Source organism: Caproiciproducens galactitolivorans (genome assembly GCF_026672255.1).
Classification (GTDB): domain Bacteria; phylum Bacillota; class Clostridia; order Oscillospirales; family Acutalibacteraceae; genus Caproiciproducens; species Caproiciproducens galactitolivorans_A.
On the sequence record NZ_JAPOHA010000001.1, the window covers coordinates 12,092 to 34,211 of the forward strand.

The 22,120-nt window shown below is 47.5% G+C and carries 22 protein-coding genes, 1 tRNA gene, 1 pseudogene and 1 other annotated feature; of the genes and pseudogenes, 16 read left to right on the top strand and 8 right to left on the bottom strand.

Going from position 1 to position 22,120, the window contains the following annotated elements; genetic code table 11:
* Positions 1-19 precede the first annotated feature (19 nt).
* Complete coding sequence (locus OUY18_RS00070; protein WP_268056668.1) at positions 20-1,093, bottom strand: D-alanine--D-alanine ligase family protein; 1,074 nt, start codon at positions 1,091-1,093, stop codon at positions 20-22.
* A gap of 201 nt (positions 1,094-1,294) precedes the next feature.
* Here OUY18_RS00070 and OUY18_RS00075 point away from each other — a divergent pair, with 201 nt between their 5' ends.
* From OUY18_RS00075 to rplL, 8 genes are all read left to right on the top strand, one after another.
* Positions 1,295-2,086, top strand: a complete 792-nt coding sequence (locus tag OUY18_RS00075) for a DUF7674 family protein (RefSeq protein WP_268056669.1) — start codon at positions 1,295-1,297, stop codon at positions 2,084-2,086.
* Positions 2,087-2,498: 412 nt separating this feature from the next.
* Positions 2,499-2,648: a 50S ribosomal protein L33 gene (rpmG, locus tag OUY18_RS00080; RefSeq protein WP_038323165.1), complete on the top strand. Its 150-nt coding sequence runs from the start codon at positions 2,499-2,501 to the stop codon at positions 2,646-2,648.
* A gap of 20 nt (positions 2,649-2,668) precedes the next feature.
* A complete protein-coding gene (gene secE / locus OUY18_RS00085) occupies positions 2,669-2,905 on the top strand; it encodes a preprotein translocase subunit SecE (RefSeq protein WP_268056670.1) in 237 nt (78 codons plus the stop codon).
* 20 nt (positions 2,906-2,925) lie between these two features.
* A complete protein-coding gene (gene nusG / locus OUY18_RS00090; RefSeq protein ID WP_268056671.1) occupies positions 2,926-3,447 on the top strand; it encodes a transcription termination/antitermination protein NusG in 522 nt (173 codons plus the stop codon).
* A 117-nt stretch (positions 3,448-3,564) separates the two neighbouring features.
* Positions 3,565-3,990: a 50S ribosomal protein L11 gene (gene rplK, locus OUY18_RS00095; protein WP_268056672.1), complete on the top strand. Its 426-nt coding sequence runs from the start codon at positions 3,565-3,567 to the stop codon at positions 3,988-3,990.
* Between the two features lie 60 nt (positions 3,991-4,050).
* Complete coding sequence (gene rplA / locus OUY18_RS00100; RefSeq protein WP_268056673.1) at positions 4,051-4,743, top strand: 50S ribosomal protein L1; 693 nt, start codon at positions 4,051-4,053, stop codon at positions 4,741-4,743.
* Between the two features lie 41 nt (positions 4,744-4,784).
* Positions 4,785-4,926 (top strand) — a sequence feature (ribosomal protein L10 leader region).
* A 24-nt stretch (positions 4,927-4,950) separates the two neighbouring features.
* A complete protein-coding gene (gene rplJ, locus OUY18_RS00105; protein WP_268056674.1) occupies positions 4,951-5,487 on the top strand; it encodes a 50S ribosomal protein L10 in 537 nt (178 codons plus the stop codon).
* Positions 5,488-5,526: 39 nt separating this feature from the next.
* Positions 5,527-5,901, top strand: coding sequence for a 50S ribosomal protein L7/L12 (gene rplL / locus OUY18_RS00110; protein WP_268056675.1), 375 nt, complete (start codon positions 5,527-5,529; stop codon positions 5,899-5,901).
* Positions 5,902-6,025: 124 nt separating this feature from the next.
* Here the strand turns inward: rplL and OUY18_RS00115 are convergent, their stop codons facing one another.
* Positions 6,026-7,381, bottom strand: coding sequence for a D-alanyl-D-alanine carboxypeptidase family protein (locus OUY18_RS00115; RefSeq protein WP_268056676.1), 1,356 nt, complete (start codon positions 7,379-7,381; stop codon positions 6,026-6,028).
* 152 nt (positions 7,382-7,533) lie between these two features.
* On the opposite strand from OUY18_RS00115, the gene OUY18_RS00120 reads away from it, so the two are divergent.
* Complete coding sequence (locus tag OUY18_RS00120) at positions 7,534-8,223, top strand: metallophosphoesterase (RefSeq protein ID WP_268056677.1); 690 nt, start codon at positions 7,534-7,536, stop codon at positions 8,221-8,223.
* Positions 8,224-8,452: 229 nt separating this feature from the next.
* Here OUY18_RS00120 and recG read toward each other — a convergent pair whose 3' ends face one another.
* The 5 genes from recG to rny all read right to left on the bottom strand — a co-directional run bounded on the left by recG (position 8,453) and on the right by rny (position 15,297).
* Complete coding sequence (recG, locus tag OUY18_RS00125; RefSeq protein ID WP_268056678.1) at positions 8,453-10,477, bottom strand: ATP-dependent DNA helicase RecG; 2,025 nt, start codon at positions 10,475-10,477, stop codon at positions 8,453-8,455.
* The gene (locus OUY18_RS00130; RefSeq protein WP_268056959.1) at positions 10,477-12,144 is read right to left on the bottom strand and encodes a DAK2 domain-containing protein; all 1,668 of its coding nucleotides are present in this window, start codon (positions 12,142-12,144) and stop codon (positions 10,477-10,479) included. The genes recG and OUY18_RS00130 overlap by 1 nt, the downstream gene beginning before the upstream one ends.
* A gap of 173 nt (positions 12,145-12,317) precedes the next feature.
* Complete coding sequence (locus OUY18_RS00135) at positions 12,318-12,578, bottom strand: stage V sporulation protein S (protein WP_268056679.1); 261 nt, start codon at positions 12,576-12,578, stop codon at positions 12,318-12,320.
* Between the two features lie 126 nt (positions 12,579-12,704).
* Positions 12,705-13,472, bottom strand: a complete 768-nt coding sequence (locus tag OUY18_RS00140; protein ID WP_268056680.1) for a TIGR00282 family metallophosphoesterase — start codon at positions 13,470-13,472, stop codon at positions 12,705-12,707.
* Between the two features lie 262 nt (positions 13,473-13,734).
* Positions 13,735-15,297, bottom strand: a complete 1,563-nt coding sequence (gene rny, locus OUY18_RS00145; protein WP_268056681.1) for a ribonuclease Y — start codon at positions 15,295-15,297, stop codon at positions 13,735-13,737.
* Positions 15,298-15,879: 582 nt separating this feature from the next.
* On the opposite strand from rny, the gene thrS reads away from it, so the two are divergent.
* The 5 genes from thrS (at position 15,880) to OUY18_RS00170 (ending at position 20,055) form a co-directional block, all read left to right on the top strand.
* Positions 15,880-17,820, top strand: a complete 1,941-nt coding sequence (gene thrS / locus OUY18_RS00150; RefSeq protein WP_268056682.1) for a threonine--tRNA ligase — start codon at positions 15,880-15,882, stop codon at positions 17,818-17,820.
* A gap of 411 nt (positions 17,821-18,231) precedes the next feature.
* Positions 18,232-18,741: a DUF4358 domain-containing protein gene (locus OUY18_RS00155; RefSeq protein ID WP_268056683.1), complete on the top strand. Its 510-nt coding sequence runs from the start codon at positions 18,232-18,234 to the stop codon at positions 18,739-18,741.
* 46 nt (positions 18,742-18,787) lie between these two features.
* Positions 18,788-18,861 (top strand) — tRNA-Gly (locus tag OUY18_RS00160).
* Between the two features lie 283 nt (positions 18,862-19,144).
* Positions 19,145-19,618, top strand: coding sequence for an RNA polymerase sigma factor (locus OUY18_RS00165; RefSeq protein ID WP_268056684.1), 474 nt, complete (start codon positions 19,145-19,147; stop codon positions 19,616-19,618).
* On the top strand, positions 19,618-20,055 hold the full coding sequence (locus OUY18_RS00170; protein WP_268056685.1) for a DUF3955 domain-containing protein: 438 nt from the start codon (positions 19,618-19,620) through the stop codon (positions 20,053-20,055). Before OUY18_RS00165 ends, OUY18_RS00170 begins: the two co-directional genes overlap by 1 nt.
* A 179-nt stretch (positions 20,056-20,234) precedes the next feature.
* Here the strand turns inward: OUY18_RS00170 and OUY18_RS00175 are convergent, their stop codons facing one another.
* Positions 20,235-20,606, bottom strand: a complete 372-nt coding sequence (locus OUY18_RS00175) for a hypothetical protein (RefSeq protein ID WP_268056686.1) — start codon at positions 20,604-20,606, stop codon at positions 20,235-20,237.
* A gap of 367 nt (positions 20,607-20,973) precedes the next feature.
* On the opposite strand from OUY18_RS00175, the pseudogene OUY18_RS00180 reads away from it, so the two are divergent.
* Both OUY18_RS00180 and OUY18_RS00185 read left to right on the top strand, forming a co-directional pair.
* Positions 20,974-21,390, top strand: a pseudogene (locus tag OUY18_RS00180) (cupin domain-containing protein); the annotation flags it as partial.
* Positions 21,391-21,595: 205 nt separating this feature from the next.
* A complete protein-coding gene (locus OUY18_RS00185) occupies positions 21,596-21,853 on the top strand; it encodes a hypothetical protein (protein WP_268056687.1) in 258 nt (85 codons plus the stop codon).
* Positions 21,854-22,120: the final 267 nt, after the last annotated feature.

Consider the following 22,120-nt stretch of genomic DNA (forward strand, 5'->3'; position numbering starts at 1 on the left):
TTTTCCATCGCTCCAAAAACTAATACTTTGTCTTTACTTCAAAAGCAAGTTTGATTAATTTATCCAGTAAGTCGCTGTAAGAAAGGCCGCTTGCCTCCCAAAGCTTCGGGTACATGCTGATCGATGTGAAACCGGGCATGGTATTGATTTCATTTAAAATGACCTCCCGGCCGTTGCGGACGAAAAAGTCCACACGGGAAAGGCCGCTGCACCCCAGCATGCGGTAGGCTCTTACCGCCGTTGCGCGGATTTCCTCCGAAACCGTTTCATCGAGATGCGCGGGAATATAAAGCTGGGATGTTCCCGATTTATATTTATCATCATAATCGTAAAATTCGGCGGAAGCGGCAATTTCACCCACAACGGATGCCTCCGGTTCTGCGTTGCCGAGCACGGCGCATTCGACCTCCTGCCCGACGATGGCTTCCTCCACGATGATTTTTTCATCTTCATTTGCCGCTCTTGCAACCGCTGCGTCCAGTTCCCCTTCATTCATGACCTTGCTGACGCCTACGGAGGAGCCTGCGTTGGCCGGTTTTACAAAGATCGGATAGCCGAGTCTCGCCTCAATTTTTACTTTGATCTTAGCGGCACCGGTTTTGTATTTGTCGGCGTAAAACCAAAGGTACTTGGCCTGATGGATGCCCGCCGCAGTGAGAAGCGTATGGGTAACGGCTTTATCCATGCAGTCGGCGGAAGCAAGCGCGCGGCAGCCGACAAAAGGAATGCCGCTGAGCTGCAGAAGCCCCTGTATGGTTCCGTCCTCGCCGTTTCTCCCGTGCAGCACCGGCAGCACGCAGTCAACCTTGATTACGTCGAACCCCATTCTGCCGTCGGCTACAATTCCGCCGATGCTCCGGTCGGGGGAAAGAAATGCGGGCTGGTTCAGCGTATTGTGTTCCCAGCTTCCGTCGGCGATTTCTTTCGCCGGGCCGGAAAACAGGTACCAGCGCCCTTCCCTGGTGATGCCAAGGCAAACAGGCTCGTATTTATCCTTCGGCAGATTATTGATAACGGAAGCCGCGGAAATACAGGATATTTCATGCTCGGACGAGCAGCCGCCGAAAACAACGGCAATCTTCTTTTTACTCATTCTATCTATCCTCCAAAGATTCGCTCTTTTCCTATTTTATACACATTACTACAAATACATATCATACCACAAGGCAGGTATAGGCGCAATTGGAATTTAATTAAATTGTATGGTGACAAAAAAATGTTTATGTAGTATAATTTATAAACATAATCAAAAAGAATAATTCATCCTATAAATTTGGATTCAGGAGTGATATTTTTGGAGCAGAAGGCATTTGACCTGATTGCTGAAAAAGTCGGCGCTGCGTTAAGCGGACAGGGGTTCGCAAGGGCTGCCGGCGAACAGCGGGAAGAAAGCGGAAGCTATGTGCTGTATAAAGGGGAGAACACCGCTTACAGCATCCTTTACAATCAGGACAAAAAGCGTTTTGAACTTAGAAGCTGTGAGATAGAGAACGGTGAGCCGGACAAGAAGTGGAAATCGGTTTCAATTTGGCTTTTTGACCCGGAAGCCGATGATTTGGCGGCGGCGGAAAGCATTGTAAACGACTTTGTGGAAAGTGTCAGTGCGCCGAAGCCGGTAGTTGCAAAGCCGAAGAAAAAACGGAAGAAAGAAGACGAAGATACAAACGATCCGGTGTTCTTCTTTAATCGTTTTGTCGGTATTTTCCCGGAGCTGAAAGAAGAACTGAATACGGAGCGGGAAGAATACGGCGACGTGCGCGCGGTTACGTTCGCAAAAGAGCATCTTGTTTCCCGAATCGAAGCGCTGTGCGCGCAGTCCGAAAAACAGGACGGCATTAAGCGCTGCTGCGATCTGCTGAACGATATGTATGCAAACGGCGACATGGACGTCCGTTCCATTATTATTATTGTCATCCTGAATGGGATAGAAGATCCTGCCGCGATTGAAAATATGAAGCCGCTTTTCAGCGACGATCTTAAAAAGAGCTATACCGCCGGTTTAAAATTCAAGGGCAAAACGGTAAAGCCCGAGAAAAAGAAGAAAGAAAAAAGATTTATAGCGGACAACCTGAATAATATGAAATAAAAGTACCGGGAATGAGGCGGGTGCAGCCGCTCCCGGACGCACAGCGTCTTTGGCCTTTTTCCCCGCCCGTATAACGACGTTCCTCTGCGGACGGCTGCAAAGAGCCTTTTGCCCGCCCAAACGGCTTCGCGTGGGGGTTGCAAAATAAAATGCTTATGATCCCATACAGCAAGTATGTTCCCTCATTTGCCGCGCTTGCCGCCTTGGTACGGTTTCTCAGCACCCGGCAAGTTTTTTGGCACTTCAGGCGGGGGGCATAGCACCCAATAATCAGAAAAAACTTGACATTTCAATAAGGATTATGCTATGATTAAAATACCTCATAAAGGGGTTATTTTTTTGCGCCCTTTTAAGAGGGAGGCTGAGGCCAGAATTGGCCTAAATATTTTTCCGTATAACGGGAGGTGCCGTCATGAGAGTTAAAATTACATTAGCCTGCACAGAGTGCAAACAGCGCAACTACAACACAATGAAAAACAAGAAAAATGATCCGGACAGGCTTGAAATGAACAAGTACTGCAGATTCTGTAAGAAACACACTCTTCACAGAGAAACAAAGTAATCTGGACGGAGGGACAAAAAATGCCAGAGACGACTGAAAAAAAAGAGAATGTTTTTGCTAGAAAAGGCAGGGATATCTCAAAGTTCTTCCGCGACTGCAAAAGCGAGGTTAAAAAGATAATTTGGCCGACGCCGGAAGCTGTTTTCAGAAATACCGGTGTTGTTTTGGCAACAATATTCATTATCGGCCTGTTTATTTTTGGACTGGACACAGTGCTCATGAACCTGCTTGGCTTGATTATGAATATTGCAAAGTAGGATAAGCGGAGGGATTTACTATGCCTGAAGACGCAAAGTGGTATGTTGTTCATACCTATTCCGGGTATGAAAACAAGGTAGCCTCCAATCTTGAAAAGACCGTGGAAAATCGTCAGCTCCATGATTTGATTCAGGAAATCCGCGTACCGACGGAGACTGTTACCGAAGTGAAGGATAACAAACGGCGTGACGTAGAGCGTAAGATTTTTCCCGGTTATGTTCTGGTGAAGATGCTTCTTACCGATGAGTCGTGGTACGTTGTCCGCAATATTCGGGGCTGTACGGGTTTTGTAGGCCCTTCATCAAAACCAATTCCGCTTACGGATGAAGAAGTGGCGAAATTGGGCGTTGAGCAGAAACAGGTTGAGGTGTCCTATGGCGTCGGCGATTCCGTACACATTATCGACGGTCCGCTGGAAGGTTTCGTCGGTACCGTTGAGGAAATTGACGCCGACAAGAACCGCGTCCGTGTAACAGTATCCATGTTCGGGCGCGAAACACCGGTTGAGCTTGAGTTGGATCAGGCTGAAGCGATGGAATAATATTCACGGTAATATGCGGGAAACCGCTTATTATGAGGGGCAATGCCCCTGTGGGAGGAACGGATAAATTTTTTCGTCCGCTCCGCCATCTACCACGAATTTTGGAGGTGCAGAAAAATGGCTCAAAAGGTTACGGGCTTTATTAAGCTCCAGATACCTGCTGGCAAAGCGACCCCGGCGCCGCCTGTCGGACCGGCTCTCGGTCAGCACGGTGTCAACATTATGGCTTTTACAAAGGAATTCAACGAGCGCACAAAGAATGACGTAGGACTGGTTATTCCGGTTGTTATTACGGTTTATGCGGATCGTTCGTTTACTTTTGTTACAAAGACCCCGCCGGCCGCCGTCCTTATTAAAAAGGCCTGCGGAATTGAAACTGCTTCGGGCGAACCGAACAAGAAAAAGGTTGCAAAGATTACCCGCGAGCAGATTAAGAAAATTGCTGAAACAAAAATGCCCGATTTGAACGCGGCTTCCGTTGAAACCGCTATGAGCATGGTTGCCGGTACCGCGCGCAGCATGGGCATTGAAGTCGTAGATTGATCACCCGGGTGGGAGGAACTTTTCTACTCCGATTTTACCACTCAATAGGGAGGAAAACCAATGAAACACGGTAAAAAATATGTTGACGGCTTAAAGCTGATCGACCGTACAAAACTTTATGATGCAAACGAAGCACTTGATCTCTGCGTAAAGACCGGAACATCCAAATTTGACGAGACCGTTGAAGTTCACGTCAAACTGGGTGTAGACAGCCGCCACGCCGACCAGCAGGTCCGCGGCGCAATCGTTCTGCCGAACGGCACCGGTAAAAAAGTCCGCGTACTTGCCATCTGCAAGGGCGACGCTGCGAAGGATGCCGAGGCTGCCGGAGCGGAGTTCGTCGGTGCGGAAGAAATGGTTCAGAAAATCCAGAACGAAAACTGGATGGATTTCGATATTTTGATTACAACACCGGACATGATGGGTCTGGTCGGCCGTTTAGGTAAAGTCCTCGGCCCCCGCGGCTTGATGCCGAACCCGAAGGCCGGTACGGTAACACGTGACATCGGCAAGGCAATTGCAGACGCCAAAGCCGGTAAGATCGAATATCGTCTCGATAAGACCAATATCATCCACTGCACCATCGGCAAGGTGTCTTTCGGCGGTGAGAAGCTGCTCGAAAACTTTAATGCCCTGCTCGGCGCGATTGTAAAGGCAAAGCCGGCCGCTTCAAAAGGCCAGTATATTAAGAGCTGCGTTGTTGCTTCAACAATGGGCCCCGGTGTCCGGATTAACCCGAACAAGGTTGGCTGATCACAAAAAACTTGACAGGCCCTGCGGTCTGTGCTAGTATATTAATGCTGTTCTTTATTCCAAAGACAGCAGGCGCGTTCGCTTAATGGGTTTTTCCCAGCCTGCCGAGGAGAGAGCTGTTCATACACGCTGTGTATTTACGCCCTTCCCGCGGTATGTGGGAAGGGCTTTTTATGTGTCGCATTCCAGCTATGGAGGTGAATACATTTGCCAAGTGAGAAGATTTTAGAGAAAAAGAAGCAGGTAGTTTCCGCTCTTGCCGACAGCCTGAAAGGTGCGTGCACAGGTGTTATTGTCGATTATAAAGGCGTAACCGTTGCACAGGATACAAAGCTCCGTAAGGAACTGCGTGAGGCCGGCAGCAACTACATGGTTGTTAAGAACACATTGCTGCGTCTTGCACTGAAAGACGCCGGTATTGATGGCCTTGACCATATTCTTGAGGGAACGACCGCAATTGCGATCAATAACGAAGATTACGTAGCCAGCGCAAGAATTCTTTCCAAGTTTGCCGCAACAAGCAAGACGTTTGAAATCAAAGCAGGTTTCGTTGACGGCGGCGCAATTGATGCGGAAGCAGTTAAGGAATTGGCGGAATTGCCTTCCAAGGAGGTTTTGGTTGCAAAAGCTCTGGGCGGCCTCAATGCTCCGATTACCGGTTTCGTTACTGTGCTTAGCGGCACAATGAAAGGCTTGGTTGTTGCTCTGAATGCAATTGCAGAGAAACAGGCTGCCAACGCATAAGGACCCATATTATTATTAAATTATTGGAGGTAACTAACAATGTCTGATAAAGTTGTAAAGTTAATTGAAGATGTCAAATCCCTTACCGTTCTTGAGCTCTCCGAGCTCGTAAAGGCTCTCGAAGAGGAGTTCGGCGTTTCCGCTGCTGCTCCGGTTGCTGTTGCTGCTGCTGCCGCTCCGGCTGCTGCCGCTGCTGAGGAAAAGACTGAGTTCGACGTTATCCTCAAGGCTGTCGGTGCAAACAAGATCCAGGTTATCAAGGTTGTCCGCGAGATCACAGGTCTTGGCCTGAAGGAAGCAAAAGAAGTCGTTGACGGCGCTCCGAAGGCTGTTAAAGAAGGCGCTTCCAAGGACGATGCAGAAGCGATCAAAGCAAAGCTGGTTGAGGCCGGCGCAGAAGTCGAACTCAAGTAATTCGATTTTTGAATGGTTAAAGCCCCTGCTGCCGAAAGGCAGCAGGGGCTTTTTGCAGTTTACCCCTCCCTGCCGGAGGGTTCTATTAATCTTTAAATTTTATGTTCACCCTAAGCTTATCTGATTACATATTCCTGTATTTTTTTACCCGGCGCAGATTTTTCTTTTTACGGTTATAAATTAAAGCTAAAATAATATAAATGATAACAAGCAGGACAATGATAATCGCAACGACGATAAACCAGGTGGATGTGAAAATCGATTTCACCGTATTTGCGGAATGCAGAAGTTCGCTCCGTTCCACGCTTTCGGAAGCGACAAGGTTAATGGTAGTCAGCGGCTGGTTGGCATAGCTGAGGGTCGCCGTACCGATCACCTGCCCTTTCTTAACCGGGGCGCTTATCGTATCGGGGATATGTTTTGTAACAATGATGCTGCTTGCCGAAACATTACTCGGAAGCATGGCGGAGTAGTTCTTTTCCGCAACCAGCAGCAATTTGTCTTTATTCCAGGCATCTTTCAGCTTCACTTCGCCAACCGAATCCCCGGTATTCAGGACGCTTTTCAGTTCCAGATTGCGAAAAGCCCACCGGAACAGCGCCGCCGTATCCAGCATTTCGCCGCGTGTTTTAATTTCCTTGCCGCTTGCGGTTACGTCGGGGGCTCCCAGCGCTACGCAGAGGTAGGTGTAGCCTTCCGCCGTCGCGGAGGAAACCAGGCAGTAACCGGACTGATCGTGATGCCCCGTCTTAATTCCGCGGGCGTAGCGGTAGTAATACTGGCCGCCCAGTGCGTTGCGGTCGATTAAATAGTTGGTCGTGGAAAGCGTACGTGATTTACCGGCATCGGGGCCGCCGGCCGGTTTATAGGTGTAACGCGTCTGCGAAGTGATCTCGGTAAAATGCGGCAGGCTCATGGCATATTTTGTGATCTTGTACAAGTCGCGCGCTGTGGTATAATGATTCTCATCGTGAAGGCCGTGCGGATTTGCAAAGTGTGTTCCGGTACAGCCAAGTGCCTTTGCCTTTTGATTCATCCTGTCCACGAAGGAATCAACGTCGCCTTTTCCAACATAATCCGCCAGTACAAGCGCCGCGTCGTTGCCGCTTGGAACGAGCATGCAGTTCAGAAGCTGGAGCGCGGTCAGCTGATCGCCTTCCTTAATTCCCGAAAGCGAGCTTCCCGTTCCCAGAAGCTTATCGACAACTTGTTTGGTAACCGTTATTTTTGTGCCGTCAAGGTCCTTGATCTGTTCACTGGCGATAATAAAGGTCATAATTTTGGTAGTGGAAGCCGGTTCCCGGCGCTTGTCCGGATTCTTTTCGTAAACGATGGTGTCCGTATCCAGATTGACCAGTTCAATGGCTTCGCAGTTGGTATCAAATCCAATATTAAACGTTGCGGCATGGGCCGTAACCGATGATAAAAAAACAAATAATGTCAGGAAACAAGCGGATAGTTTGAGAAGCTTTTTTTTCATGGAACTTTTTCCTCCGATGTGATATTATATGTTTAAAGTAAATGACAAAAGTTAAATGCATGAACATGAATAAGTATAACAGCAATTCTGCAAAAGATAAAGTCCGTTTGGAATTGTTCATAATATTGTAAGATTTTGATGGAGGCTTGAAAGTGATTTACATAACAGGGGACACACACGGGGAAATGTGCCGCTTTGATTCCGGAGAAGTAAAAAAATTAAAAAAAGGCGATACGCTTATTGTTTGCGGGGACTTCGGCTTTATCTGGGACGGAGACGCAAAAGAAAACAAAAACCTGCGGAAATTGGGTAAGAAAAAATACAACATTTTATTTTTAGACGGTACGCATGAAAACTTCGACCTCCTTGAAAAATATCCCGTAACCGAATGGAAAGGCGGCCTTGTGCGGAATATCAGCGGAAATTTATACCATCTGATGCGCGGTCAGGTCTATACGATAGAGGATAAAAAGATTTTTACCTTCGGCGGCGGGGAAAGTACGGAAAAGCAAATGCGCATTGCCGCCGGAAAATGGTGGGAGCGTGAAATGCCGAGCATGGAGGAAATGGCTGCCGGTGTAAAAAATCTTTCGGCAGCCGATATGACGGTGGATTATATTCTTACCCATGAGCCGGCTCCCCGCGTAATGACCAATACGGTCAATCCGCCGGAGAGTACGAATCAATTGCAGGCGTATTTCGAACAGCTTTCAAAACAGGTAAAATTTCAAAAATGGTTTTTCGGTTCCATTCATATCGACCGGAAAATTACATACCGGAATTACGCCGTGTTTGAAGACATATTGCCCGTGGAAGAGCCGCAGAGAAAAAGATACAGATAATTCAGAATAAAGAACAGCCCCGGAATCGTAATCGAAACCGGGGCTGTTTTTGTGCTGTGCAGAGAATATTCTTATGCAAAGGTCTTTGCAAAGGAAAGCAGTTCGTCTCAGGACATGCCTTTTGCACAGATATCTATGTTGACGCCGTTGACGTTCCGGATGATTTGGTTACCGTCGAAGGACGGGTTTGCTTGGCGTGTCCAACGGAATCGATTTCAGACGGCATGTGTTAATCCGTTTTATTCTCAAAAAGCTGACGCACCTCCGCGCGAAGTCCGCGGTGGGAAGGGGCTTTCAGGTCGGCGTCCGTACGAAGAATTTCCCGCGCAACGGCCTGCGCCTGTTTTAAAACGTTCATATCCTGCGTCATATCGGCGATTTTTAATTCCGGAAGGCCGTGCTGCCGATGGCCGAAAAAGTCGCCGGGGCCGCGCAGCTTTAAATCCTGTTCGGCAATCCGGAAACCGTCGTTCGTCTGGCACATGGTTTTTAAGCGTGCCACGGTGTCCTCGTTCTGCGCGTCGGAAATTAAAATACAGATGGATTTATCGGTTCCGCGCCCGACGCGCCCCCGAAGCTGATGCAGTTGGGACAGCCCATAGCGTTCGGCGTTTTCGATCATCATAACGGTCGCGTTCGGCACATCCATGCCAACCTCGACGACCGTAGTGGAAATCAGCACGGAAATCCTGCCTTCGGAAAAGTCCGTCATAACGGCTTCTTTTTCCTTCGGTTTCATCTTGCCGTGGAGAACGCCGATTTTACAGCCGGGAAGCCATTCTTTGCGTGTCTTTACCGCGTATTCGTTCACGCTGGCCATGTCGTTCGGACCTTCTTCGATCATGGGACAGATAATATAGCACTGGCGGCCCGCGTCAATTTGCTTTTTAATAAAACGGAACGCCCGCAGGCGCTTATCCCCGGTAACGGCATAGGTGTCGACTTTCTGCCTGCCCGGCGGCATTTCATCCAGAACCGAGAGATCCAGATCCCCGTAAATCATTAAAGCAAGCGTACGGGGGATGGGGGTGGCGCTCATGACGAGCATGTGCGGATCGTCGCCCTTGGAGGCAAGCGCGGCGCGCTGGGATACGCCGAAACGGTGCTGTTCGTCGGTAATGACCAGCCCAAGCCGCTGAAAGGCAATGCCTTCGGAAAGAATCGCGTGCGTACCGATTACGAGCTGGATTTCGCCGGACTGAAGGCTTTCGGAAATCGCCCGCTTTTTTGCGGCGGTAAGGGAACCGGTCAAAAGCACCGTTCGCACTCCCTTTAAAAGACCGGACAGGGTAGCAAAGTGCTGCCGGGCGAGGATTTCCGTAGGGGCCATTAGTGCCGCCTGCATGCCGCTGCGAACCGCGCAGTAGCAAAGCGCCGCCGCGACTGCGGTTTTACCGGAGCCGACGTCCCCCTGAATCAGGCGGTTCATCGGATAGCCGCTCATCATATCGCCGACGGCTTCTTTTACGGCCCTTCGCTGCGCCCCTGTAGGCTCAAACGGAAGCAGCGCAAAGTATTCCGCCGAGTCGTCGCGGGGGAGCCTGAGGCGGCTCTCGGTGCGGCTGCGGCCTTTTAAACGGAGCAGTCCGAGCTGAAGCACCAGCAGTTCTTCGAAAACCAGGCGTTTCCGCGCGATTCCCAAATCCTCCATGCTGCGGGGCCGGTGAATATTTTCCAAGGCATAGCGCAGCTGGCAAAGTCCGTACTGCATGCGGATATCTTCCGGAATCGGGTCCTGCATTGCGTCGGGCAGAAGTGCAAACGCATTCTTTACCGCAGATTCGATCATACGGCCGGAAAGTCCTTTTGTCAGCGGGTAGATCGGATGGACGGCGGGACAGTCCGACGCGCTGCAAAACTGAGGCGCACTCATTTCACGCTTTAAGAAATTTGCTTTTACCTTTCCGTAAAAGAGATATTCTTCTCCCTCTTTCAGCATCAGCGGAATGTAGGGATTGTTGAAATAGGTGAGCTCCATGTCGCTGTCGCCGTCGGTTATCTTCACCTTATAAAGGGTCATACCGCCGCGGATACGGGTTTCGGAAGGGCGTTCCAAAACGGTGCCGCGTATGGCGCAGGGAACGTCCAGGGGAGCCTGTTGGATTGGTATCGGATTGCTCCAATCCTCGTAGGCGCGCGGATAAAAACGCAGCAAAGCGCCGACGGTCGGCGCGCCAAGCTTTGCAAACAGCCTGGCGCGCTTCTCGCCGACGCCTTTTAATTCCTGTATTTTTTTATAAAATAACGAACGCATTATTCGATTGAAACAATGAAATAATAAATCGGCTGTCCGCCGTTGACAAGCGTTACCTCGGTTTCGTTTGAAACCTTGCTCTTAATCCGGTTGTAGGCGTCGTTTGCCTGTTCTTCGGTCACGTCCGAGCCGTAAATGATGGTGATAAAGGAAGTAGAGCGGGTCACCATGGAGCGGGTCAGCTTCACGCAGGTGTGGACGATGTCTTTCTCGATCAGTTCCAGCTTGCCGTTGTTCAGGCCAAGGATGTCGCCGGATTTAATCTTATGTCCGCCAAACTCGGAATCCCGCGCGGCGAAAGTAACGGTAGCGGTTTCCACGTTCCCGGCGGCTTCCATCATGCTGACGGTATTCGATTCGGTTGAAGCGTCGGGGTCGAAAGCCAGCATGGCAGACAGCCCCTGCGGAATGGTGCGTGTCGGCAGGATGATTACCTTGCGGTCTTTTACAAGCGGAACGGTCTGTTCGGCAGCCATAATGATATTTTTATTGTTCGGCAGTACAAGGACGGTTTTCGCGGGGGTCGCTTTTACCGCCGCCAGAATGTCATTGGTGCTGGGGTTCATTGTTTGTCCGCCGCTGACGACATGTGTGCAGCCCAGATCCGTAAAGAGGGTTTTTAAGCCCTCGCCGGCAGCAACTGCAACAAACCCGATTTCGTCCACAGGATCAGCGGGGGCTAAAGGGGCGGAAGCAGCTTTTGCTTTGGCCTGGTCGTTCGCTTCGGCAGCTTTGCGATGCTGTTCCTTCATATTTTCCACTTTGACGGTCAGAAGCTGGCCGAACGCCAAAGCGGCCTGCAGCGCATTGCCCGGCTCTTCGGTGTGAACATGGACCTTGATGATCTCTTCATCGTCGACAACCACGACGCAGTCGCCGATGGTTTCCAAATAGGAACGCAGTTCCTGCGGAGCTTTTTTGCAATTCTCGTCGCGTCCGACAATAAACTCGGTGCAGTAGGTGAAACGGATATCCTGATCAAATTCAGCCGCCGCATTGCGGAAAAAGTCGCTTTCCAGAGACTCTTCTTCCTGCGCGTCGATTTCACTTTCAAGAATCGTGCCGTCGCGGAAAACGCTCAGCATGCCGTCGAAGATATAGCACAGGCCTTTTCCGCCCGCGTCTACAACGCCCGCTTTTTTCAATACGGGGAGGAGTTCCGGCGTCTTTTCAAGAGCCTCTGCGGCGCCCTTGCAGATGGCGCTCCAAACGTACACGGCGTCGTCGTCAATTGCCGCGGCTGCCTTGCCTTTTTCGCTCGCAACGCGGGAGACAGTCAGAATGGTTCCCTCCGTCGGCTTCATAACGGCTTTATAAGCGGCTTCCACGCCGATTCCAAGAGCATTGGCAAGATCCGCGCCGCCGACTTCCTCCATACCCTCCAACCCTTTGGAAAAGCCGCGGAACAAAAGGGACAGGATAACGCCGGAGTTGCCCCTTGCGCCGTGAAGCATGGCGGAAGCAGCCCGATGGGCAATTTCACCCGCCGTGCCGTTTCCGTTCTCCGAAAGCTCTTTTGCGGCGGAGCTCATTGTCATGGACATGTTGGTGCCGGTGTCACCGTCAGGAACGGGAAAAATATTCAATTCGTCGACGGATGTCTTGTGTTTTACAATATTATTAGCACCTGAAATGATAGCGTTGCGCAGGTCAGTTCCATTTATCACCATTCAGCACTCCCTAAAATTCACATATTTGCCTACTATATATTTCATCATAATATTATATCATAGAGCAATCGTAGATTCAATCTTTAAATTTTGGGCAAAAACGGCGAGAAATAGTGGAATTTCTCAAAAAAATATCCCCACAGAATGTGAGGATATAATAGGGGTCGGTGTTACCTCGGTTCTACAATTAATTTGATTGCCGTGCGTTCCTCGTTGCCGATTACTACGCTGGCAAAGGCAGGAATGCAAACGATGTCGATTCCCGACGGGGCTAGGTATCCGCGCGCAATTGCGATGGCCTTGATAGCCTGATTGGCTGCGCCGGCGCCGACGGCCTGCAGCTCGACGGATCCCTCTTCGCGAATTACTCCTGCGACAGCACCTGCGACGGAGTTGGGAGCTGATTTTGATGATACTTTTAAGATTTCCATAGGCATCCTCCAGACTATAGCAAAATCATAGTACCATCATAGAACGAATTGAAAAGATTTGCAAGTATTATTTACTAAAAACAATTAAATTCGTAAAATAAAACTGTAGAAACCAACGAACAACTTTTATGCAATTTGAATCCGTTCCACCGAAAGCGTATTTCCGGTCTTGTCGTCGATATGAAATAAAGCGCAGTCCATCTTGCAATCTCCTTCGGCAAGCGCAAACCGAACGGGCATTTTCGTACGCATCTTTTCAATGACGAGTTCCGGCTGGACGCCGAGAACCGACTGGATCGGGCCCGTCATGCCAAGGTCGGAAAGATAGCCGGTACCCTTGGGCAGAATGCAGTCGTCCGCCGTTTGCACATGGGTGTGCGTGCCGAAAACGGCGGAGACCCTCCCATCCATATAGTACCCGAAGGAACGCTTTTCGCCCGTCGCTTCCGCGTGAAAGTCGATCAGCGTAATGGGGGGAACACCTTTTGCAAGAATCCGGTCCGCCTCGTCAAAGGGAGAATCCAGCCCATCCATGTAAACGGTACCCATCAGATTGATCACGCCGACCTGCGTTCTGCCCATATCCACAACACAGAAGCCTTTGCCCGGGGCACCGGAGGGGAAATTCGCGGGGCGCAGGAGATATTCACACGAGTCATATAGTTCGTAGCTTTCCTTTCGGCGAAAGCTGTGATTGCCCGCCGTAATGACGTCCACGCCGCTGTCGAACAGGAACTGAACCGACACGGGCGTAAGGCCGTTGCCGTCCGCGGAGTTTTCCCCGTTGGCGATTACCAGGTCAATTCCCTTCAGCTTTTTTAAAGAGGGAAGATGCGCGCGCAGAAAACGGCAGCCAATGCTGCCCACCACGTCGCCAATGGCAAGTATATTCATAGTATAAGCCTACCTTCTATCGAAATTCCCATTGCGGGAGTTGGAGTCCTGTAAAATATTGTAACAGTTTATTTTTTACCTGTAAATCCTCAAAAATACGAATTCTCGGATTTTGCAGGATTTGAGTTTCAAAAATTCACAAACGAAGGTTATGGAGTACGGTTTGCCTGCAAACGGATGAAAATCACGGAAATAATTTTTGGGGGAACAGCCTTCTTGCTGTTCCCCCAAAACTTCTCCCCAATTATGCGCCATTGATAGGCTATTTCGCGTATTCAATCGCGCGGCTTTCACGAATTATGTTTACCTTAATCTGTCCGGGATACTCGAGATCACTTTCAATTTTGTTACAAATATCGCGTGCCAAAAGCACCATCTTATCGTCGGTAATCATATCCGGTTTCACAATTACGCGAATTTCGCGTCCGGCCTGAATGGCGAAGCACCGTTCAACCCCTTCAAACGAGGAAGCGACTTCTTCCAGCTTCTCAAGCCGTTTGATATAGTTTTCCAGGTTTTCGCGCCTTGCCCCCGGCCTTGCGGCGGAAATTGCGTCGGCCGCCTGAACAATGCAGGCGATCACCGTTTTTGCTTCCACATCGCCGTGATGTGCCTGAATCGCGTGAATAACGGTTTCGCTTTCCTTGTATTTGCGAGCCACATCGACGCCAATGTCGACATGGGAACCTTCGATTTCATGATCAAGTGATTTGCCGATATCATGCAGCAAACCGGCTCGGCGTGCAATGGCCGGGTCCAAACCGAGTTCGGAAGCCATCACACCGGATAAAAAAGAAACTTCCAGAGAATGGTTTAAAACATTTTGTCCGTAGCTGGTGCGGTAACGCAACCGTCCCAGTAATTTGATCAGTTCGGGGTGGATTCCATTCACTCCGGCTTCAATAACAGCACGCTCGCCTTCCTGTTTGATGGTGGCATCCACCTCGCGGCGCGCCTTCTCGATTGTCTCCTCAATCCTTGCAGGATGGATTCTGCCGTCTGCAATCAGATGCTCAAGCGCTATGCGGGCAACTTCCCGGCGCACCGGTTCGAAACAGGAAAGGGTAATTGCCTCCGGTGTGTCGTCGATGATGAGGTCAACGCCTGTGAGCGTTTCAATCGCCCGGATATTCCGGCCTTCACGCCCGATGATGCGGCCCTTCATTTCATCGTTCGGCAGCGGTACAACGGAAATGGTTGCCTCCGCCACGTGATCCGCGGCGCATCTCTGAATTGCCATGGAAATGATTTCTCTGGCGGACTTGTCTGATTCCTCACGGGTTTGCTGTTCGATTTCCATGAGTTTGACGGCCTTTTCATGCGTAAGCTCGTCTTCCAGGTTTTTCATCAGGTAGTCTTTGGCTTGATCAACCGTAAATCCGGATATGCGCTCCAGCATATCAAACTGGCTCTTCTTGACGGCCTCGGCTTCCGAAAGCCGTTCGTCCGCCTGCTTGTTTTTATTTGTCAGGATTTCATCCTTGGCTTCCAGGCTTTCCATCTTTTTGTCAAGGGTTTCTTCTTTTTGCTGTATGCGGCGTTCCTGACGCTGTACTTCCTTCCGGCGCTCATTCAATTCGCGCTCGGATTCGGTTCTTTGGCGGTGAATTTCGTCTTTGCCTTCCAGAACAGCTTCTTTTTTCTTCGCTTCGGCTGTTTTAATGGCATCGCTGACAATTCTTTTTGCTTCCTGCTCAGCAGAACCGATCGTGAACTCAGCCTGTTTTTTTCGATGGCTGACTCCGCCGAAGAACGCAGCTACGCCTGTAACCAACGCGCAGACAAGCGCGATGATAATACATGTTGTTAAAGTAACTGTGGTCAATCGTTGGCACCTCCTTGTCTTTCTTACTTTTCATATTTTTCGATTTTAAATCTTTTAGAATGGGTGCGTTAAGCCCATTAATGCATATTCGTGCATCATATCCATAATTGTATTACTTCCGGTACCCGGATGTCAAGAAATATTGATTACAATCGGAAGGATTTGTCTATATAATTTCATAATCAAGTTTTGTTGAAAATTATCATTATAGCAAATAGAGTGCCGAAAGCGGACGATTTTCAAAAGATTTCTATTGACAAGGCTGCAAACCGGTGCTAATATACGGGTATATAGCGAATATGTAAATACGTTGACGAGGAAGCCTTATTTCCAATAACTGTACCAGAGAGCGGGCGCATATGCTGTAAGTACCCGCAGCAGTTCGAAATCGGGACACCGCCTCCGAGTGCGTGCCGAAAGCGTTGCATAAGGCATGCCGGCCGGCGCCGTTATCTGCCGCCATGAGAACGGTTTTCTTTTCCGAAATCCGTTGAAATTGGGTGGAACCGCAAACAATTGCTTTGCCCCATACTGTGGGGTAAAGCTTTTTTTATTTTATAAATCATCTAAGGAGTGAATGATATGATAAAAGTAAGTTTAAAAGGCGAACCAAGAGAGTTTGAAAGCGGCATAACCGTTGCCGAAATAGCGAAATCCATCGGCATGGGGCTGTACAAGGCCGCCTGTGCCGGAAAAATTGACGGCAAGATCGTTGATCTTCGCACGCCGGTCACAGCGGACTGCGGGCTGGAGATCCTGACTTTTGATCATCCGGAAGGAAAAAAAGCATATTGGCATACGACCGCCCACATCATGGCGCAGGCGGTAAAGCGTCTGTTCCCAAGCGCGTGCTTTGCGATCGGGCCGGCGATCGAGAACGGCTTCTATTATGATATCGATTTGGAGCGCTCCCTTACCCCGGAAGACCTGCCGAAGATTGAAGCGGAAATGAAAAAGATTATTAAGGAAAATATTCCGATCGAACGCTTTGAACTTTCTCCTCAGGAAGCCCGGGAGCTAATGGAGAAGGAACATCAGATCTATAAACTGGAACTGATTGACGAACACGCCGGAAAAGGGGAGAGAATCACTTTCTATAAGCAGGGCGATTATACGGACCTTTGCGCCGGCCCGCATCTGATGAGCACGGGCTGTGTCAAAGCCGTGAAGCTGACCGCGAATACGGCGGCCTACTGGCGCGGGGATTCCAAGAATAAAATGCTTCAGCGTATTTACGGGATTTCCTTCCCGAAGAGCAGTGAACTGGAAGAATACCTTACAAAAATAGAGGAAGCCAAGAAGCGCGACCATAACGTGCTGGGCCGCCAGTTGGGCTACTTTACAACCTGCGACCTGATCGGGCAGGGCTTGCCGATTCTGCTTCCGAACGGCGCGCGCGTGATTCAGCTTTTACAGCGCTTTGTGGAGGACGAGGAGCAAAAGCGCGGCTGGCTGCTGACGAAGACGCCTTATATGGCGAAGAGCGATCTTTATAAGCTTTCCGGGCACTGGGATCATTACAAGGACGGCATGTTTGTTCTTGGCGATGAGGAAAAGGACGATGAAGTTTACGCTTTGCGTCCGATGACCTGTCCGTTCCAATATCAGGCCTATCTGAATAAGAAGCGCTCCTACCGCGATCTGCCGCTTCGTTATAACGAGACTTCCACCCTGTTCCGCAATGAAGCGTCCGGCGAGATGCACGGTTTAATCCGTGTACGGCAGTTTACGATTTCCGAAGGTCATCTGATGTGCACCCCTGCACAGCTGGAAGAGGAGTTTAAGAAATGCCTGGAGCTTGCAATATTTATGCTGAAGACCCTTGGCCTTTATGAAGACGTTTCGTACCGCTTCTCCATGTGGGACCCGAACGACCGTGCAAAGTATATCGGCACGGAGGAACAGTGGAACGAGGCGCAGGGAGTCATGCGCAAGATTCTGACCCACCTGGACATTCCGTTTGTAGAGGGAGTCGGCGAAGCCGCGTTCTACGGCCCGAAACTCGACATTCAGATTAAGAACGTATTCGGAAAAGAAGATACTTTGATTACGATTCAGATCGACCAGATGCTGGCGGAGAAATTCGGGATGGAATATGTGGACGCGGACGGCAAAAAGAAGAATCCGTATATTATCCACCGTACTTCCATCGGCTGCTACGAGCGCACGCTCGCATTGCTGATTGAAAAATATGCCGGTGCGCTTCCGATGTGGCTGATGCCGGAACAGGTCAGGGTACTGCCGATCAGCGAACGCTTGCAGGAGAACGCCGACAAAGTGGTTGAAAAGCTGCAGGCTGCCGGACTTCGGGTGACCTGCGATACCCGCAATGAAAAAATCGGTTATAAGATTCGTGAAGCCCAGCTTCAGAAGATTCCTTATATGCTTATTATCGGGGATAAGGAAGCGCAGGAAAACAGCGTAGCCGTGCGCAGCCGCAAGGACGGCGATATCGGTTCAATGACGATTGACGCGTTTTTAGCAAAAGCGATGGAGCAGGTAGCTTCCAAAGCGATTGACTGATCATAATGCATTTCAAAACCGGATGGATTTTCCATCCGGTTTTTGTTTACCTTTTTTATCAAACCGGTTTTCATGTGATTATGTTAACTTGTGAAACCACGGATTTTTCCACCGTTTCTTTTCAACAGGTTGTCTCATAAGTTGAAAATTAGGGAGAGCTAAGGATACGCCTAAGTTTAATTGTTGAAAACTCTGTTGAAAATGTTGAAAAGTCAAAATTCCTCTGCGTTATATAAAAAAAAGAGAAGTTTTATGTAAAGTAAAACGACGGAAAAACGAGTTGCTCCTTTCCATAAAAATTTTTTTGTTAATTTTAAGATAATGGCTATATTTGCAAATTTTCTATGCTATAATTAATTACATGCTTTCAGTACGGTAAAATGCGGATGAAATTGACAAGGGGGCGAGAATTTGGGAAAAATCGTAATGGATAAAAAAAGATGGATTATTTTTTCCGTTCTCGTTTTAACGGTTGCCATTGCGATTTTTATCAGTGTGTTTTTTGTACTCAAAAATATAAAGGAAAATTCCAAAGGCCCGGCGCCGTCGAGGATAACAGCCGGTATTATCAGCGAGATGCATTATACCGACCTGGTGGAAGTCAGCCCGAGCCAGCTTTCAAAGCATTACAGTATTCCCGAAGGCGTTATCGAAGACAGTTCGCTTTATATGAGCAAGTCTTCCGACAGCGCGGCGGAACTTGCATGTTTTTTGCTGAAAGATAAAAATAAGTTTGAGGATTTAAAGGCCGCCGTAACGGACCACATCAATTCCAAGGCGGCAGGTTTTAAAGACCTGAATCCAACACAATACAACTTGTTGAAAAGCTTTGTAATTGTACGGAATGGAAAATATGTTCTTGTCAGCGTGGGAAGCAATTCTTCGGCTGACGGTAAATTCTTCAATGATTTGCTGAAATAACTTTTTACTTGATTCTGCTGACGGTTTATGTTAAAATAAAACTCACGCGGAAGTGGTTCAATGGTAGAACATCAGCTTCCCAAGCTGATGACGCGGGTTCGATTCCCGTCTCCCGCTCCACCGGACTGAGTCTGGACGCAATGCGCGTTCAGACTCTTTCCTTTTATATGGCTTATCGCTCGCGTTTAGACCCTGCGTCTAAATCGAGCAAATAACACAAAGAAACAACAACATGTAAGGATTCAAGCCTGCATGTTGTTTTCTTTATTTTGGGATAATATAATTAGGATTGTTTCTATAAATAACTTTCGGAAAGCGTGTCACGATGGTACGCTAAATTTTTTAAAAATATTTGTAACGAATGAGAGTTTGGAAAGTCATATATACGAAGCGAGGTGAAACTGTGACGGATTTTAATGAAATATATACGCAATATTTTAGAGATGTATATAAATACGCTTTCTCATTAAGCAGAAATAAATCGATAGCCGAAGAAATTACCCAGGAAACTTTTTTTAAGGCATTGAAAAATATCGACAAGTTTGATGGAAAGTGCAAGTTGTATGTCTGGCTGTGCCAAATTGCAAAAAACACATATTTTTCTTTTATAAAAAAAGAAAAACAATATGATCATTTAACAGATATAGAAAGCAATTTGCGCGATGAGGATATCGAAAAACAACTTTTCACAAAGGAAGCTGCATTGGAAATTCATAAAGCACTTCATAATTTGCAGGATCCGTATAAGGAGGTTTTTACCTTGCGGATATTTGGAGAATTGTCTTTTTTCCAAATAGGAGAAATATTTGGAAAAACAGAGAGTTGGGCAAGAGTCACTTACCATCGCGCAAAAATAAGATTAAAGGAGAATTTGTAATGCAGATAACTTGTGAAATCATCCGGGATTTACTGCCTCTTTATCATGATCATGTATGCAGCGAGGATAGTTGCAAGCTGGTAGATGAACATTTAGCCACTTGCGCAAAGTGCAGAATGGAATTGGAACAAATGAATACAGAAATTAAAGTAAAGAATAATCTTGACGATGTGAAAGTGATAAAAAATATTTCAAAAAAATGGAAAATGGATCGCGTATCTGCTTTTTTGATGGGGAGTCTATTCCTTTCCATTCTTGCCTGTATTGGATGTGTTGTGTCGTTTCACATCATTGGAAGCTATGTTGCGGCGGATGGAACATTAGTTGAGCCATTTGCCTTGATTCCACTTTCTTATATTTTTGGTTTTATTGCGTTACTGTCCGGCGTTGTTTTAGGAATCACTTATATGGTAAAAAATAAAAGAAGACCAAAATAATGATCAAGGTATTCTAAGCATTTTGTGCACAAATAGCCAGTATCTGGAATGAGCAAATAACACAATGAAAAAACCGCATCGGGCAGCCATTTTCCGGCTGTTTGGTGCGGCTTTGTTTTTTAAATATTCCATGATTATTTGATTTTTCGCGCCGAATTCCCAACTTCATTTATGTGCCATTAATGACAAACTTTGCATAACTGAGTATGTCCGGCTTTTTGGGCTTGTGCCAAAGTTCCGCTGTGTATTGCTTTGGATTTTTTCAGCGTCCTGCAATTTTTAGAACTATGATAGATTTTTGTATCATCTACCCAATATACTGTTTGAACCTTTTTTGCTGTGCTTGTGTTTTTAGCAACTTTCTTAGCAGATTTCTTAACCGTTGCCTTTTTTGAACCTTTTTTAGCCGGTTTTGCTGCCTTTTTAACGGTTGCTGAGGACGTAGCCTTTGGGCGGGGTGTTGTCGCACGCTTGGCCGCAAAAGCGGTATTCGGCACCAAAGAAAAACACATGACAAGGCATAGAAGCAGACTGACGAATTTCGTTTTCATTTTCTTTTCCTCCAATTCTTGAATTTCCACCTTCTGTGGAATATTTATGAAAGAAATTCCCATCCAGAATTTTTCTCTTTAGCTCTTATGATTTGCAGTAGCGTGAGGTCCTTTTTTCCCCATTTAGCCTACTTGTATTTCTATATTAATTATATTAAATCATAATATATTGCCAATTTCAATAGATTTTTAAGGTTTAGAAAAATAATTGCTAAAGGGTTGGCGTCGTAGTACGGCAAGGAGAGCCGCGCAGATTTTTGCAAAATTCTCCATTTTACAGTTCACTATGGCACCTTTAAAGATTTTATTTCATATGATGTAGCAGCATAAAAAATAAGAAGGTGCATACAGTATGAGCCCATATTTAAACGACGATGTAGCATTAAAGGATTACGGCCCGGTACCGATCGTAGTTAACATTGAAAAGGTCACCAAAAAAAACGATAATTATCGTACCGCATTATGGACGGGAAGACACTTGCAGCTTACCCTGATGAGCATAAATGTCGGTGAAGATATCGGATTGGAAATCCATCCGAATGTTGACCAGTTTATCCGGGTTGAACAAGGCGAGGGGCTTGCAAAGATGGGATATAATAAAAATGATTTGAGCTTTCAAAAAAGTGTCAACCCGAGCAGCGCGATTATCATTCCCGCGGGAACATGGCATAATGTCATCAATGTAGGAAATGTACCGTTAAAAGTGTATTCGATTTATGCGCCGCCTCAGCATCCCTGGGGGACGGTCCATAAAACAAAAGCGGATGCTATGGCAGGCGAATAAAAACACAGGCCTCGTCTTTTGGCATGCGCTTCCAATACAAAGAATCAGCATCTTGCTTAACCGCAAGGTGCTTTTTTATGCTTATTTTGAGGAAAACATGATGGGAATCGATCTCCTCTCCCAAATATTACCGCTTAAAACAATCTATAAAATGAATTATAATACTATGTGATCGTTATAGACATTGAGAAAGAACGGAGGTATTATGGCTGAATTATCAAAATTATTCCCATGCAGTGTAGGTGACACGATATACTCTTTTAAATGGGATATACGGGATTCGAAATACGTACTGTCGGAAGAAACATGTTTAGGCTTCAATATTCGCTCAAACGAGGGATACGATATCTTACTAAAGGGAGAAAAATTTGAATATTTGCGAAGCGATGGAAAATATAAAGAGAATTGGTTTACATTACGCGATGAGGCAGTGGCAAAATTGGAATTGCTGAATCAGAAATAGGTTTTCACGCAGGAATTTACCCCCGTAAGCACCTTGTTTTAAGAGAGAATGAGGATAGAGGGTTCTTTTCGCATGAAACTTGTACATAAAATGAAAGGGTACCGGAAAGCAGACCGGTGCCCTTATTTTTTATTACGGCGTTTTTTCTTATCCGGTTTTAAAAAGATTGCCGCGGTGCCTAACAAAAGGCCGAGCAGCATGGATATCAAAAATTTCATACAGTGCAACTCCTTTTTCTGTATTTTGCTCCTTTTTGCCGGAATTAAC